This is a genomic window from Streptomyces coeruleoprunus, from assembly GCF_039542925.1.
Taxonomy (GTDB): Bacteria; Actinomycetota; Actinomycetes; order Streptomycetales; family Streptomycetaceae; genus Streptomyces; species Streptomyces coeruleoprunus.
Genome location: NZ_BAABIT010000001.1, coordinates 2,294,013 through 2,309,486 on the forward strand (window position 1 = coordinate 2,294,013; position 15,474 = coordinate 2,309,486).

13 protein-coding genes are annotated in these 15,474 nt (G+C 74.1%); 10 read left to right on the plus strand and 3 right to left on the minus strand.

What is annotated here, in order from left to right:
* The first annotated feature begins 133 nt into the window (after positions 1-133).
* The 5 genes from ABEB09_RS09665 (at position 134) to ABEB09_RS09685 (ending at position 5,769) form a co-directional block, all read left to right on the plus strand.
* A complete protein-coding gene (locus tag ABEB09_RS09665; RefSeq protein ID WP_345689109.1) occupies positions 134-898 on the plus strand; it encodes a hypothetical protein in 765 nt (254 codons plus the stop codon).
* The gene (locus ABEB09_RS09670; protein WP_345689111.1) at positions 895-2,277 is read left to right on the plus strand and encodes an ATP-binding protein; all 1,383 of its coding nucleotides are present in this window, start codon (positions 895-897) and stop codon (positions 2,275-2,277) included. The genes ABEB09_RS09665 and ABEB09_RS09670 overlap by 4 nt, the downstream gene beginning before the upstream one ends.
* A gap of 74 nt (positions 2,278-2,351) precedes the next feature.
* On the plus strand, positions 2,352-3,749 hold the full coding sequence (locus ABEB09_RS09675; protein WP_345689113.1) for an FtsW/RodA/SpoVE family cell cycle protein: 1,398 nt from the start codon (positions 2,352-2,354) through the stop codon (positions 3,747-3,749).
* Positions 3,746-5,287, plus strand: a complete 1,542-nt coding sequence (locus tag ABEB09_RS09680; RefSeq protein ID WP_345689115.1) for a penicillin-binding transpeptidase domain-containing protein — start codon at positions 3,746-3,748, stop codon at positions 5,285-5,287. The genes ABEB09_RS09675 and ABEB09_RS09680 overlap by 4 nt, the downstream gene beginning before the upstream one ends.
* A 29-nt stretch (positions 5,288-5,316) precedes the next feature.
* Positions 5,317-5,769: a DUF3291 domain-containing protein gene (locus ABEB09_RS09685; RefSeq protein ID WP_345689117.1), complete on the plus strand. Its 453-nt coding sequence runs from the start codon at positions 5,317-5,319 to the stop codon at positions 5,767-5,769.
* On the opposite strand, the gene ABEB09_RS09690 is transcribed toward ABEB09_RS09685, so the two are convergent.
* Together ABEB09_RS09690 and ABEB09_RS09695 are read right to left on the minus strand one after the other, a co-directional pair.
* Entirely contained in the window at positions 5,762-6,553 is a 792-nt protein-coding gene (locus tag ABEB09_RS09690) for a hypothetical protein (RefSeq protein ID WP_345689119.1), read from the minus strand. The two genes, ABEB09_RS09685 and ABEB09_RS09690, sit on opposite strands and share 8 nt — an antisense overlap.
* A gap of 19 nt (positions 6,554-6,572) precedes the next feature.
* Positions 6,573-7,676, minus strand: a complete 1,104-nt coding sequence (locus ABEB09_RS09695) for a ferritin-like domain-containing protein (protein ID WP_345689121.1) — start codon at positions 7,674-7,676, stop codon at positions 6,573-6,575.
* Positions 7,677-7,841: 165 nt separating this feature from the next.
* Between ABEB09_RS09695 and ABEB09_RS09700 the strand changes: the two genes are divergently transcribed.
* The 5 genes from ABEB09_RS09700 to ABEB09_RS09720 all read left to right on the plus strand — a co-directional run bounded on the left by ABEB09_RS09700 (position 7,842) and on the right by ABEB09_RS09720 (position 14,079).
* Entirely contained in the window at positions 7,842-8,777 is a 936-nt protein-coding gene (locus ABEB09_RS09700; RefSeq protein ID WP_345689123.1) for an AurF N-oxygenase family protein, read from the plus strand.
* A 439-nt stretch (positions 8,778-9,216) separates the two neighbouring features.
* On the plus strand, positions 9,217-9,939 hold the full coding sequence (locus ABEB09_RS09705; RefSeq protein ID WP_345689125.1) for a TetR/AcrR family transcriptional regulator: 723 nt from the start codon (positions 9,217-9,219) through the stop codon (positions 9,937-9,939).
* A gap of 11 nt (positions 9,940-9,950) precedes the next feature.
* Entirely contained in the window at positions 9,951-10,238 is a 288-nt protein-coding gene (locus ABEB09_RS09710; RefSeq protein ID WP_345689127.1) for a hypothetical protein, read from the plus strand.
* A gap of 41 nt (positions 10,239-10,279) precedes the next feature.
* A complete protein-coding gene (locus ABEB09_RS09715) occupies positions 10,280-12,838 on the plus strand; it encodes an outer membrane protein assembly factor BamB family protein (protein WP_345689129.1) in 2,559 nt (852 codons plus the stop codon).
* Positions 12,839-12,921: 83 nt separating this feature from the next.
* Positions 12,922-14,079 (plus strand): C40 family peptidase, encoded by a 1,158-nt coding sequence (locus tag ABEB09_RS09720; protein ID WP_345689131.1) that lies wholly within the window; start codon positions 12,922-12,924, stop codon positions 14,077-14,079.
* A 118-nt stretch (positions 14,080-14,197) separates the two neighbouring features.
* Here ABEB09_RS09720 and ABEB09_RS09725 read toward each other — a convergent pair whose 3' ends face one another.
* Positions 14,198-15,442 (minus strand): styrene monooxygenase/indole monooxygenase family protein, encoded by a 1,245-nt coding sequence (locus ABEB09_RS09725; RefSeq protein ID WP_345689133.1) that lies wholly within the window; start codon positions 15,440-15,442, stop codon positions 14,198-14,200.
* Between the last annotated feature and the right edge of the window lie 32 nt (positions 15,443-15,474).

Consider the following 15,474-nt stretch of genomic DNA (forward strand, 5'->3'; position numbering starts at 1 on the left):
ATATCGTTTGGGGCGCAACCCGAAGTGCGGGGCAACCGAACGGCGTGAGCTTCGTCTGACCACGTGCGGCGGACCTCCGGGAGCGGCCGCCGCAGGGACGACACCACCATCCGGACAGGAGCGACGAAGCACCGTGAGCCCACGCAGCCGCGCCGCGTACGCGGTCCTTGCGCTGCCCCTGGCGGCGATCGCCGCCTCGCTGTCCCTGGCGGGCTGCGGCAACGCGGGGGAGCTGAAGAGCGCGGGCGCGACGCCGACCGCCGTCGGGCCGGTCCGGCTGTGGCCCGACCTGCCGCCCGTGACCAATCCGCCGATCGACTACGGCGAGAACGACACCGAGCGCGTCCCGGGCATCCGCCTGCCGGGGGGCGACGTCCGTGCGCTGGATCCGGTCGCGGTCGTGCAGGCCGAGGTGAAGGCGTCCCCCGACGAGTACAGCGGCGGGGACGGGCTCTACGAGGAGACGGCGCGGCAGATCATGGACTGCAAGGACAAGCCGAAGGCGTGTCCGGTGCTGAAGCCCTACTACCGGGACCTGACGGGGGACGGCAAGGACGAGCTGATCCTCGCCATCACCATGCCGGAGCAGTCGGTGGCCCTGCGCTGCTACATGCCGGAGGGCGGCGGGCTGACCCGGATCATGTCGACCGCCGAGCAGGTCGTCAGCGTGGATCTGGCGGGCAAGGACCTGATCGTACGGGTGGTGTCGGCGGGCATCCCGGGCTACGAGTACCGCACGGCGTGGTCGTGGGACGCGCAGCAGCGGACGATGCTGCCGACGCGGGACGAGATCATCCGCGTGAAGCCGGCCCCGCCGGCGTCGCCCTCGCCGTCGGCGCATCCCCAGCCGCGGGAGAGCGCGCCGCAGATGAGCGCGCCGCAGGAGAGTGTGGAATGAGCAGGGAGCCATCGGCGGGCGAGGACCGTACGTTCCCCGGGAGGCCGCACGCGCCTGCCCGGCCGCGCCGCGTCCAGGGACTCCTCCCGCCCCGGCCGCGCAGGCCCCGCCTGCCCGCCTGGACGGCGACCCTCACCTGGAAGGCCGCGTGCTTCATCACGTTCATGTGCTGTGCGCTGGCGGCGCTGCTGGGCGCGCTGGTGCACGTATCGGTGACCCGGCAGACCGTGGACACGGCGCGGGAGAAGGCGCTGTCCCGGCTGGAGGACGTGACGCGGGCGTACGAGGCGGGCGATCCGCTGCCGCCGTTCGCGGGCGTGGACCCGGTCGGCCTGCCGAAGTCGCTGCGGGACCTGGCGACGCGGGGCAGCCGGGGCACGATGGTGGCGGACTACGAGGGGCGGCCCACGATGTGGGCGGCGGGTCCGGCGGACGGGCGGGCGCTTGCCGTGCGCGTGGACTACTCGTTGAGCGCCCGGACGATCAGCGGCCTGGACCAGGCGATCCTGGGCTCGGCGGTGCTGGCGATCGGGGCGACGCTGCTGGTCGGCTCGTTCGCGGTGACCCGGGTGACGCGGCGGCTGCATCTGACGGCGCAGGTGGCGCGGCGGATCAGCGCGGGCGATCTGGACGCGCGGGTCAACGATCCGCGCACGAAGGACCCGTCGCGGCCGGAGGACGAGGTGGCGACGGTGTCGGGGGCGCTGGACACGATGGCGTCGTCGCTGCAGGGCAAGCTGCTGAGCGAGCAGCGGTTCACCGCGGACGTGGCGCACGAGCTGCGGACACCGTTGACGGGGCTTTCGGCGGCGGCGGAGCTGCTGCCGCCGGGCCGGCCGTCGGAGCTGGTGCAGGACCGGGTGCGGGCGATGCGGGCGCTGACGGAGGATCTGCTGGAGATCTCGCGGCTGGACACGCGCAGCGAGACGGTGGACCTGGACGTGTACGCGCTGGGTCCGCTGGCCGAGCGCGTGGTGCGGGCCTCCGGGACGGAGACGGCGGTGCGGATCGTGCGGGACGCGCAGGTCGAGACCGACCGGCGGCGGCTGGAGCGGGTGCTGGGCAATCTGCTGGCCAACGCGCACCGGCACGGCGAAGCGCCGGTCGAACTGACCGTGGACGGACCGGTGGTGACCGTCCGTGACCACGGTGCGGGGTATCCGGACTATCTGCTGGAGCACGGGCCGCAGCGGTTCCGCACGGAGAGCGGCAGCAAGGGGCACGGGCTGGGGCTGACCATCGCGAAGGGCCAGGCGTCGGTGATCGGCGCGGAGCTGGTCTTCGCCAACGCCCCGGACGGCGGGGCGGAGGCCCGGCTGACGCTTCCGGAGTACGTGGAGCTCGGCGGCGAGGAGGAGCGGGACGCGGCGGCACCGTGACCCGCGTCCGGCCGCGCCATGACATCACCATGACATAAGGGACATAACGCCCACGTCTTGCTACGTTGCGGTCCATGACCGCGACCACGCCGGACCCTCCGCCGCCGCCCCGCGTGCGCCTTCCGAGACGGCGTGGTGTCGAGCTGTCGCTCCTCCTGTGCGCCGTCGTCTTCTCCGTCTACGGCTACGCCGACGTCGGGCTCGCCCACAGCGGCGCCGTCCCCCCGGACGTCGCCGGCTACGGCGCGGGCCTCGGGCTCCTCGCACTGCTGGCGCACCTGGCAGTCCGGGTGCGCGCCCCGTACGCCGACCCGCTGCTCCTGCCGATCGCGGTCCTCCTCAACGGCCTCGGCCTCGTCCTGATCTACCGCCTCGACCTGGAGACGCCCGCCGACCGGGCGGCGCCCACGCAGCTCGTCTGGTCCGCGGTCGGGGTGGCGCTGTTCGCGGTCGTCGTGGTGTGCCTGCACGACCATCGGCTCCTCCAGCGGTACGCGTACGTGTCCGTGGCCGCGGCCCTCGCGCTGCTCAGCGCGCCGATCTTCTTCCCCGCCGTGAACGGGGCGAAGATCTGGATCCGGATCGGCGGACTGTCCTTCCAGCCCGGCGAGTTCGCCAAGGTCCTGCTCGCGGTGTTCTTCGCCGCGTACCTCGCCGCCAACCGCACGGCCCTCGCGCACACCGGGCGGCGGATGTGGGGGCTGCGGCTCCCGGCCGGCCGTGTCCTCGGGCCGATCGTGGCGATCTGGCTGCTCAGCGTGGGCGTGCTGATCCTGGAGCGGGACCTCGGCACGTCGCTGCTGTTCTTCGGGCTGTTCGTGATCCTGCTGTACGTGGCGACGGGGCGGACCGGCTGGATCGCGGTCGGCATGGTGCTCGCCGGGATCGGCGCGTTCGTGGTCGGCTCGCTCGAACCGCACGTCAACGGCCGCGTCGAGGACTGGCTGCACCCGTTCGCGTCGATCGAGGCGGGGCGGGGCCCGGGGCAGCTCGCGCAGTCGCTGTTCGCGTTCGCCGCCGGCGGGATGTTCGGCGTGGGGCTCGGACTCGGGCACTCGACGCTCATCGGGTTCGCCGCCAAGTCCGACTTCATCCTGGCCACCGCGGGCGAGGAGCTGGGCCTGGTCGGGCTGACGGCGATCTTCCTGCTGTACGCGCTGCTCGTCGGCCGCGGCTACCGCTCCGGCCTGGCCCTGCGCGACGCGTTCGGCCGGCTCCTGGCGATCGGCCTGGCGTCGATCCTGGCGCTCCAGGTGTTCGTCATCGCGGGCGGCGTGATGGGGCTCATCCCGCTCACCGGCATGGCGATGCCGTTCCTCGCGCAGGGCGGCTCGTCCGTCGTCACCAACTGGATCATCGTGGCGCTGCTCATCCGGCTCAGCGACTCGGCCCGCGCCCCCGCGCCCCCGCCCGACACCCTCGGCATCGACACCCTCACCACCCCCCTGCCGCAGCGGGAGGAGGCCCGGTGACCCTGCCCCAGGACCTGGACCTCGCCCGCACCGGGGGGAGCCGCACCATCCGCCGCGCCGCCGCGCTCTGCCTGGTCCTGCTGGTCGCCCTGCTCGTGAACGCGGCTCGCGTCCAGGTCTTCCAGGCGGACCGGCTCGGTGACAACGCGGCCAACCGCCGCCCCGTGCTGGCCCGCTACGCCGAGCCGCGCGGCAACATCCTCGTCGCCGGCGAGCCCGTCACCGCCTCGAAGGACACCGGGCAGCTCCTGCGCTACGAGCGCACCTACACCGACGGCCCCCTCTACGCGCCCGTCACGGGCTACGCCTCGCAGACGTACGGCACGACGCTCGTCGAGAACGCGGAGGACGGCATCCTGTCCGGGACGAGCCCGCTGCTCGCCCCGCTGCCCTTCTGGAACGACATCAGCCGCACCCGGCAGCCCGGCGGCAACGTCGTCACCACCATCGAGCCCGCCCTCCAGCAGGCCGCCTACCGCGGCCTGGCCGGGCGGCGCGGCGCGGTCGTCGCCGTCGAGCCGTCGACCGGCCGCGTCCTGGCGCTGGTGAGCAGCCCCTCGTACGACCCGGGCGTGCTCTCCGGCACCGGCAGCGAGGTCGCCACGGCCTGGGCCCGCCTCAACGCGGCCCCCGCGAAGCCCATGCTGAACCGGGCGATCCGCGAGACGTACCCGCCGGGCTCCACGTTCAAGATCGTGACGGCGGCGGCCGCGCTGGACTCCGGGGTCGTCCGGGACGTCGACGCGCCGACGGGCACCCCCGACCCGTACCTCCTGCCCGGCACCCGTACGGCGCTGCCCAACGAGGCGACCGGCTGCCGCGACGCGTCCCTCGCCTACGCCATCCGCTGGTCGTGCAACACGGTGATGGCCGACCTCGGCGTGAAGGTGGGGCTCGCCGGGATGGTCGACGCGGTACGGCGGTTCGGCTTCAACGACCCCGGGCTGCGCATCCCGTCCGGGGTGGCGCGCTCCAACTTCGACACCGACATGACACTGGATCAGCTGGCACTGTCCGCGATCGGCCAGTACGACACGGCGGCCACCCCGCTGCAGATGGCGATGGTCTCGGCGGCGGTCGCCAACGGCGGGGAGCTGGCGCAGCCGCACCTGGTGGAGTCCACGACGTCGGCGGCCGGCGGGGTCGTCGACCGGACCGCGCGCCGGGCGTACGCGCAGGCGATGAAGGCCTCGACGGCGGCGCAGCTGCGCAAGCTGATGGTGGGCGTCGTGGAGGGCGGCTCGGGCCGGAACGCCCGGATCGAGGGCGCCGAGGTGGGCGGCAAGACGGGCACCGCCCAGCACGGCGTGGGCAACCAGGGCACCCCGTACGCCTGGTTCATCGGCTGGGCCCGGGCGCGGGACGCGGCGCGTCCGGCGGTCGCGGTGGCGGTCGTCGTGGAGGACACGTCGGCGCGGCGGGAGGACATCAGCGGGGGCGGCAGCGCGGCCCCGATCGCCCGCTCGGTGATGGAGGCGGCGCTGGCCGCGGAGGGGCGCGGGTGGCCGCCGTCTCGCTCCCCGGAAAGGGATGGGTGAACGGGGCGGCCGCGATTATCGTGCGCCGCATGACCTCCTACGAACTGGCACAGGTGAACATAGCGCGGCTCAGATTCCCCCTGGACTCGGCTGAGTTGAAGGACTTCGTCGACGCACTGGACCCGGTCAACGCGGTGGCGGACGCCGCGCCGGGGTTCGTGTGGCGGCTGCAGACGGAGGGCGGCGACGCGACGGACCTGCGGGTCTTCGGCGACGAGTGGATGATGATCAACATGTCGGTGTGGCGGGACACCGACGCGCTGACGGCGTTCATCTACCAGGGCCGCCACCGCGAGCTGCTGGGGCGGCGGCACGAGTGGTTCGAGCGGATGCGGGAGGCCATGGCGGCGCTGTGGTGGGTCGAGGCGGGGCACCGCCCGACGGTGGAGGAGGCCGAGAAGCGCCTCCTCCACCTGCGGGAGCACGGGCCGACGCCCTTCGCGTTCACACTGACCAGGAGCTTCCCGCCGGGCGTCAGTTGAGCGGGACGCGGATCTCCTGGCGCACCTGGAGGGTCAGCTTCGCCGCGGCGGCCAGGTCCACGTCCTCCGGCTTGGCCGTGGCGGCCGAGGTGTCGATGATGCCGACGGCGGCGACGGTGTTGCCGTCGCCCCAGGCGCACATCGGGTAGACGCCGCGGCCCTCCGCCGTGTCGGAGGACAGCACCGCGCACTCGATGGTGACGTCGGAGCCGGCCGGGGTGACGTCCTTGGCGGGCACCTCGGTCTTGGCGCCGGGGGCGTCGGCCGCGCCCTTCAGCACGGCCGCGCGCTCGGCGTCGGGGAACTTCGACTGCCCGTAGCCGCCGGAGACGACCAGCGCGGTGCCGCCCTCGGCCGACACGGCGACGTACTGGCCGACGGCCGCTCCCGAGACGCGGAAGTTGGCGTTGTCGCTCTCGGTGAGCTTCTTGCCCTCGGTGTCGGACATGTCCTGGACGAGCTTGTACTTCCCGTCCACCAGCGTCTCGGGCACGGTCAGCTTGTGCTCGGCGGCCGGGAAGTCCTTGGTCACCCCGCTGGCGTCGGCCAGCTTGGCGACGCCGTACCCGACGACGCCGAGCACGGCGAGGGAGCCGGCGACGATCCCGGCTATGAGGGCCCCGCGCTTCTTCCTCGGGGCGGGGGCCATGGGCGGCGGGCCGCCCCACGGTCCCTGCTGCGGGCCCCAGGGGCCCTGCTGCGGAGGGGGCCCGTACGGGCCGTTCGCGCCGTACGGACCGTTCTGGCCGGGCGGGCCCGGCGGTGGCTGGGGCGGCATGGTCATGCCCGCAGCGTACGCCAGCTCAGGAGGCGCCCTCCGCGATGGCGTCCGCGACCTCGGCGACCCGCTCGTCCTCCTCCCGCGCGAAGCGCTCCCGGTCGAGCCGGTCGGCGATCTCCTCGTCCTGGGCCATCAGCAGGTCGAGGTCGGCATCGCCGAGGGCGAAGACGCCCATGTCCAGGTAGGCCTTCTGGAGGCGTGCACCCCACAGGCCGATGTCCTTGACGCAGGGGACGATCCGGCTGAACAGCAGCTTCCGGAAGAGGTGCAGGAACTCGGACCGCTCCGACATCTCCTCGGCCTCCCCGCGCGGTATGCCGAAGTTCTCCAGGACCTCGACGCCGCGCAGCCGGTCGCGCATGAGGTGGCAGCCCTCGATGACGAACTCCTCGCGCTCGCGCAGTTCGGCGTCGGTGAGCTGCCGGTAGTAGTCGCGCAGCGCCATCCTGCCGAAGGCCACGTGCCTGGCCTCGTCCTGCATCACGTACGCGAGGATCTGCTTCGGCAGCGGCTTGTTCGTCGTGTCCCGGATCATGCCGAACGCGGCGAGCGCCAGGCCCTCGATGAGCACCTGCATGCCGAGGTACGGCATGTCCCAGCGGGAGTCGCGCAGGGTGTCGTCGAGCAGGGAGCGCAGGTCGTCGTTGATCGGGTACAGCATCCCCACCTTCTCGTGCAGGAACCGCCCGTAGATCTCGGCGTGCCGGGCCTCGTCCATGGCCTGGGTCGCCGAGTAGAACTTGGCGTCCAGGTCGGGCACGGACTCGATGATCCGGGCGGCGCAGATCATGGCGCCCTGCTCGCCGTGGAGGAACTGGCTGAACTGCCAGGCGGCGTAGTGCCGGCGCAGCTCGCCCTTGTCCTTGTCGGTCATCGCGGCCCAGTGGCGGGTGCCGTACACGGTCATCGCCTCGTCCGGGGTGCCGAGGGCGTCGTACGGGTCGACCTCCAGGTCCCAGTCGATACGGCGGGCGCCGTCCCACTGCTTGTCCTTGCCCTTCTGGTAGAGGGCGAGGAGCCGGTCACGGCCGTCGTCGTAGTCCCAGGAGAAGCGGGCGGCGCCCGAGGCGGGGACCTCCCAGCGGGGCCCTCCGGGGTCGTTGGCGTAGAGGTCGTACGTCGACACAGGCGGCTCCTTCGCGTGGGTGCGGGGTCCGAGGGGCAGGGTCCCGCTTGCTAGACGAAGGGTCAACAAGTCGCGCCGGAGGGATTGACGGGCTTACTGACACGCAGTCTCATAAGGGGTGACCGCTGGTAACGCCGGCAACTCATCTGCGAGGTGGCGACATCCATGACGACCGTGTCCGAACCCGACCTGCGCCTGCTGCGCGACGCGCTCGGCCCCCTGAGGGACCGTGAGCAGGTCGCCGCGCGGCTGCTGGAGTCCTCCGCCAAGCACTCCTTCGACCCCGAGACCGAACTCGACTGGGACGCGCCCTTCGAGGACGGCAAGTGGTTCTGGCCGCCGGAGCTGGTCTCGCTCTACGACACGCCGCTGTGGCGCAGGATGTCCGAGGAGCAGCGGATGGACCTCGCCCGGCACGAGGCGGCGTCGCTCGCCTCGCTGGGGATCTGGTTCGAGATCATCCTGATGCAGCTGCTCGTCCGGCACATCTACGACAAGTCGGTCACCAGCAACCACGTCCGCTACGCGCTGACGGAGATCGCGGACGAGTGCCGCCACTCGATGATGTTCGCCAAGCTGATCCAGAAGGGCGGCGCGCCGGCGTACCCCGTGCCGCGCGTCTACCACAACATGGCGCGCGTTCTGAAGACCGTATCCACCACCCCGGGGTCGTTCGCGGCGACGCTGCTGGGCGAGGAGATCCTCGACTGGATGCAGCGGCTCACCTTCCCCGACGAGCGCATCCAGCCGCTGGTACGCGGCGTGACCCGCATCCACGTGGTCGAGGAGGCCCGCCACGTGCGGTACGCGCGCGAGGAGCTGCGCCGGCAGATGGTGACGGCGCCGCGCTGGGAGCAGGAGTTCACGCGCGTCAGCTGCGGGGAGGCCGCGCGGGTGTTCTCGGTGTGCTTCGTGAACCCGCAGGTGTACGAGAACGTCGGCCTCGACCGCCGAGAGGCCGTGGCCCAGGTGCGGGCGAGCGGCCACCGCAGGGAGGTCATGCAGTCGGGGGCGCGGCGCCTGACGGACTTCCTGGACGACATAGGCGTGCTGCGCGGCGTGGGCCGCAGGCTGTGGCGCAGCTCGGGCCTCCTGGCCTGACCGGGCCGGGGGCACGCCCCCACCGGCGGTGAACCGCCCGACGACGGGACGGGGGTGGACCGGGGGTCGCGCGCGCAGGATTGGCGACGCAGCAACGCCTCGCTCTCAAGTCCCCGCACGAGCCAATCTGAGCACGTGACCCCCGGACCGCACCCGGACCCACCCACCGTCGTGGCGCGCGCCGGGGGGTGGCCCTCAGGCCGGGGGGCCGTTCCTCGTTGTGCCCACCCGTTCCGCCCTGCGGAACGACTGCCCACAACGAGGAACGGCGGCACAGCGACGCCAGCCCACAACGACGGAACGGCGGCACCGGACACGCCAGCCCACGACGACGGAACGGCGGCGCGGCCCGCAGCGTGGAACGGCGGCGGACGGCGGCGTGGGTGGGTGGCCTGTGGGCGCCCTGATGGCGGTCGATGGGCGGAGCTACGCTGCGGGCATGACGAGTGCCGCCACGCCCGCGTACCGACGGCTCAGCGTCGAGGAGCGGCGCGTTCAACTCCTCGGCGCCGCCCTGTCGCTCTTCGCGCACCGCGCGCCCGAGGACGTGTCGCTGGACGACGTCGCGGAGGCCGCCGGGGTGTCCCGGCCGCTCGTCTACCGCTACTTCCCCGGCGGCAAGCAGCAGCTGTACGAGGCCGCGCTGCGCTCGGCGGCCGACGAGCTGGAGCTGTGCTTCGCCGAGCCGCCGACCGGGCCGCCCACCGAGCGGCTGGCCCGGGTCCTGGACCGGTACCTGGCGTTCGTGGACGAGCACGACGCCGGTTTCAGCGCCCTGCTCCAGGGCGGCAGCGTCGCGGAGACGTCCCGGACGACGGCGATCGTGGACGAGGTGCGGCGGGCCGCCGCCGAGCAGATCCTCGTGCACCTCGGCGTACCGCGACCCGGCCCGCGCCTGCGCATGATGGTCCGCACCTGGATCGCCTCGGTCGAGGCCGCGTCGCTGATCTGGCTGGACGAGGGCAAGCGGCCGCCCGCCGCCGAACTGCGCGGCTGGCTCGTCGACCACCTCGTCGCGCTGCTGGCGGCCACCGCGGCGACGGACGAGGAGACCGCCCGGGTGGTGACCGGGCTGCTGGCCCTGGAGACGGCGGAGGGCCCCGTGGGGACGCTGGCGCGCCGGGTGGTGCCCGTCGTGAGCGAGGCCGCCCACCTGCTGTGAGACTGGTGCTCGTGCGAAGCGAGAACACGCCCTTCTACGGCGGCCCCCTGGACGGACGGGTCCTGCCGGTGCTCACCGGGCTCACGGGCAACCCGCCCAAGTGGTACGAGGTCCCCGTCCCCGACGAGGACGGCGGCCCGCCCACGGTGTACGCGTACCGCCGCGTCCCCTCCGGCTATACGAAGCGCCTCAAGCTGCAGCGCGGCTGGAAGTACGAGTACGAGCCGGCCGGCCGCGAGCGGCGGACCCTCAAGTGGCCCTGGTCGGCGCCCGGTCGGCGGCCGGAGCCGGGGGCATAGGATCACGGGCGACCGTGCCGCCTCCAGGGGGGAGCTTCCGGATGCCCAGCCAGCCACTGCGCGCGGACGATCCGCGCCACGTCGGCCCGTACGCCGTGTTCGCCCGGTTCGGGGAGTCGGCGAGCGCGGTCCGCTACCTGGCGCAGGGGCCCGGCGGGGGCACGGTCATGGTGGCCGTTCCGCGCCCTGACCTCGCCGAACTGCCGGCGTTCCGGCGGCGGTTCGCCGCGGAGGCGCGTACGGCGGAGCTGCTCGCAGGGGGCTGGGTGCCCGAGCCGGCCGACGCGGAGCGGACGTCGTGGACGGCGACCGCGTACGTCCCCGCGCTGACGCTGGGTGAGGCCGTCGCCCTGGCCGGGCCGCTGCCGGAGCGGGCGGTGCGGGTGCTGGGCGCGGGGCTGGCCGAGACGCTGTCGCGGGTGCACGCGACGGGCACGGTGCTGCGGGGGCTGGCGCCGGACACCGTCCTGCTGGCGGCGGACGGGCCGCGGCTCACCGCGTTCGGCGCGCTGGGCGCGGCGGTGGCCGTGGAGGCCGGGCCGGGCGGGCACGTGTCGGTACGGCTGGGCCATCTGACACCGGAGCAGGTGGCCGGCGAGGAGCCGGGGGCGCCCTCCGACATCTTCGTGCTGGGCCTGCTGCTGGCGTACGCGGCGACCGGCGCCCCGCCACTGCCGCCGGACGCGGCGGGCATCGCCACGGCGGAGGCGGACCTGGGCGCGGTCCCGGAGGGGCTGCGCGCGCTGCTGGCCGACTGCCTGGCCAAGAGCCCGGAGTCCCGTCCGACGGCAGGCGAGGCGGCAGCGGCTCTGGCCCTGGAGGGGGCAGCGGCCCTGGCCCGCGACGGCTGGCTGCCCCCGCGCCTGGAGGCGGCCCTGAAGTCCCAGCCGGACGAGGTCGGCGCGCTCCGGGCGGCCGCCGCGTCGGACGCCGCGACCACTCCGACGTCGGAGGTCCTGCCCACTGCGGGCACACCGACGGCGGGACCCTTGGGCGCCACGGGCGCCCCGACGACGAAGGCCCTGGACGCTGCGGGCACCCCGGTGGCGGGTCCGCAGAGCACCGCAAGCACCCCCGCGGCGGGTCCGCAGAACACCGCAAGCGCCCCAGCAGCCGGTCCACAGAACACCGCAAGCACCCCCGCAGCCGGTCCACAGAACACCCCAAGCACCCCAGCAGCGGGAGCGCGCACGCCAGCGGGCGGGGCGTGGGCCGGTGGGCAGGCGGGGCCGCTGCCCGCCGGGTTGCCGGCTGTGCCGAGCGGTGGGGGGCCTTCCGTGGGGGCGGGGGCTTCCGTGCTGCCCATCCCCCTGCCTCCCCCGCCCCCGGCGGGGGAGGCCGCGGCGCCGTCGCGGCGGGCCCTGTTCGTCGGGGTGGCCGCCGGGGCGGCCGGGCTCGTGGTGGGGGGTGGGGCCGGGGCCCTGCTGCGGGGCGAGCGGTCGGGGCCGGCGCCCGTGCCCGACGCCGAGCCCGTCGTACGTCCGCGGCCCTCCGTCGCCGGTGTGGCGCCGCAGCCGCGGTGGCGGTACGAGCACCCGGAGACGCCGGGCGAGGCGCTGCGTACCGCCGTCTGGCGGGACCGGACGCTGGTCCTCACCTCGGACGCGGACGCCACCGCCGTGGACCTCGCGACCGGCCGTCGCCTGTGGAGGCGCGCGGAGGGCGCGTCCTTGGAAGCGGCCCGCCCGGCCGGGGACGACCTCCTGTTCGTCGCCGGGCGCGAGGAGCTGCTGTGGCTGTCGGCCGCGACCGGCGCCGTCGCGCACCGGCTGCGGCTGCGGGACCGGATCCCCGGCGTGCCGGGCGTCTCGCTGGTGGGCGTGGCCGGCCAGGACGGGGCGACCGTCTGGTTCACGGGCGCGCACGGGACGGTCACGTCGCTGTTCGCGTTCGACGTCGTGCGCCGCGCGCTGCTGTGGCGTACGCCGCTGCCGCCAAGCCGCGCCCCGTACAAGCCCCGCTACAGCGTCGTCGTGGCGCGGCCGGACGCGGTGGTGATGGCGCAGGACCCGCTGTCGGTGTCCGTCGCGCAGAACGCGGCCACCAAGGGCATGGCGCTGTTCCGGTCGTTCGACCGGGCGACGGGCCGGCAGCGGTGGGCGCGGCCGTTCGGTGCCGTACGGCCGGGGGCCGCGGCGACCGGTGACGGGGCCGGGCGGCTGCTGGCCCCGGTGGGCGCCGGTGAGCTGCACGCGCACGACCTGGAGAGCCGCAAGCGGCTGTGGCGGCTCACGGGGGCGTCCCTGTTCGGTCCTGTGGCCCCGCACGAGGGCACCCTGTTCGTGGCGAACCGCGCCCAGACCGTGTACGCGGTGGACCCGGCGACGGGCAGGCCGCGCTGGCAGCGCCCGACGGAGGCGGCGCCCGGCCGGGGTGTCCCCCGGGTCACGGTGAGCGCGGGCACGGTGCTCGTGGCGGACGGGTCGCAGGTCACGGCGTTCGCGGCGGCGGACGGCCGGCGGCTGTGGAAGTTCCAGGACGCGGGGGCCCAGGACCCGCGGGCCCGCGAGACGACGGCCGGGTACGCGGCGTCGGCCGCCGGGCGGACGGCGGTGGTCCAGCGGGGCCGTACGTTCTACGGGCTGCCCCTGTCCGGGTGACCGGGTTGGGCCGAATCGCCCAGCCGTGGGGTGATCAGTTCATCTGACGATCCATCATTTCTGCCGTGAAGGTGAGTGAGGGAATGTCAGAAGGGCGGTACGGGTCACGGTTCCGTGGCGGACGTGCCGCGAGGACGAAGGCGGCCGCGCTGGCCCTCGCGGTGGCCGGCGTGGCCTCGCTGGCCGCGCCCCCCGCCGCGACGGCCGCCGAACCGGCGCCCACGGGCATCGTCGAGCTGCTGACGAAGCTTCAGCAGCTGTACCGCGAGGCGGAGGCGGCGGGCGAGACGTACAACGCCGCCGAGGAGGAGCTGAAGGAGCAGGCCGCGCGGACCGCGGAGCTGACCGGCGACCTGGCGCGGACCCGCGACGCGCTGGCCCGGAGCCGGGCCGTGGCGGGGCACCTGGCGCGGGCGCAGTACCAGGGCCGTACGGACCTGTCGCTGTCCCTGCGGCTCCTGTTCGCGCGGGACGCGGACCGGGCGCTGGAGCAGGGGCAGGTGTTCCGCCGGGTCGCCCGCGAACAGGCGGCGGCGGTGGCCCGGCTGGCGAGCGGCGAGAAACGGGCCGACGCCCTGGCGACCGCCTCGCGCCGGGCCCTGGACCGGCAGCAGACGCTGATCGCCCGCCGGGAGGCGGCGCGCGATACCGCGCGGTCCAGGCTCGACCAGGCCGAGAAGGTCCTCGCCGGCCTCTCGCCGGACCAGCTGGCGGAGCTGGCCGCGCTGGAGAGCAGCCGCACGCAGGACGCCCAGAGCGCCCTGCTCGCCGGCGGTGTCCTGGGCGGCGGCGAGCGTCTGCCGTCGCCGTTGGGCGGGGAGGCGCTGGACTACGCGATGGCGCAGCTCGGCAAGCCGTACGCCGCCGGGGCGGAGGGGCCCGAGGCCTTCGACGGCTCGGGGCTGGCCTCGCGGGCCTGGTCGGAGGCGGGGCGGACGGTGCCGCGCACGAGCGGCGAGCAGTGGCGGGTGCTGCCGCGGGTGCCGCTGCGGTCGCTGCGGCCCGGTGACCTGGTGCTGTACTTCCCGGAGGCCACGCATGTGGCGCTGTATCTGGGGCGGGGACTTGTGGTGCATGCCCCGCACCCGGGTGGGCGGGTGCGGGTCGCGCCGCTGGCGGCCCACCCCGTCCTGGGTGCGGTCAGGCCGGACGCGGGCGTCCGCAGCCTGGGGTCGTACAGCCCGCCGGAGCTGCCGCCGGAGGCCGCCGCCCTGTTGGACGCGCAGGCGGAGGCGGGGTGAGGGCAGTGCGCGGGGCCCTGGGTCGGGTCCGGCGCGTCTTTCCCCACCCCGCCCCTTCCCGAATCGGGGGGCTCCGCCCCCCGAACCCCCCGCTCCTCAAACGCCGGAGGGGCTGAGTTCAGGAGGTGGACGACGCCGCCACCGACTCCACGTACGCCGCCGTCTTCGACGGGTCGAAGATGTAGGACTCGAAGTCCGTCGGGTCGTTGAAGCCGTTCGCGAAACGGTTCGCCACCGCCGGCAGCTGACCGGCCGCGCCGATCAGGTTCAGGATGTGCTCCGGCGGCGGTGCCAGCATGGCGTTCGTCCACTTCGTGACGTACTGGGCGGTCTCCCAGTAGCGCTCGAACGTCTGCCGCATCCACTCCTCGTCGAACGGCCGGTCGCCGTGCTCCACGATCGACGCCAGGTACGACGCGGCGCACTTGGACGCCGAGTTGGAGCCCTGGCCCGTGATCGGGTCGTTGGCGACGACGACGTCCGCGACGCCCAGGACGACGCCCCCTCCGGGCAGCCGGCCGACGGGCTTGCGGACCGTCGGGGCGTACCGCCCGGCCAGCGTGCCGCCCTCGTCCGTCAGCTCCACCTTGGTGGCCCGCGCGTACTCCCAGGGCGTGAACCGCTCCATCAGCTCCAGCGTGAGCGCCAGGTGCTCCGCCGGGTCCTTGACGCCCTGGAACACGTCGAGCGGCCCGCCCGGGATGCCCTCCCAGAAGAGGATGTCGGCGCGGCCGCTCGTCGTCAGCGTCGGCATGATGAACAGTTCGCCGACACCCGGCACCAGGTTGCAGCGCACCGCGTCGAACTCGGGGTGCTCCGGGCGCGGCCCGAGCCCGTGCACGTACGACACGGCCAGCGCCCGCTGCGGCTCGCTGTACACGGAGCGCTCGGCGTCCCGCTCGAACATCGAGACCAGCTCGCCCTTGCCCGCGGCGACCAGCACCAGGTCGTACGTCCGCGAGAAGTAGTCCAGGTCGGACACCGCGGCGCCGTGGACGACCAGCTGGCCGCCGCGCTGGGCGAACGTGTCGAGCCAGCCGGCCATCTTCACCCGCTGGTCGACGGACTGCGCGTACCCGTCGAGCCGTCCGACCCAGTCGATCGGGCGGCTCCCGTCGGGCCCGGCGACGGAGACGCCGAGACCTTCGATGCGCGGGGCCTGGGACTCCCAGAAGTTGATGCCGAGGTCCCGCTCGTGCTGGAGCGCCATGTCGAACATGCACTGCGTGGACATGACACGTCCATACCTGACCTCGTCCGCCGTACGGTTCGACATCAGGGTGACCTCGTACCCCCGCGACTGGAGTCCGAGGGCGAGCTGGAGACCGGACTGGCCGGCTCCGACGATGAGTATCTTGCGCACCGAGGGGGACCTCTTTCCTCTGTCTGACTCGG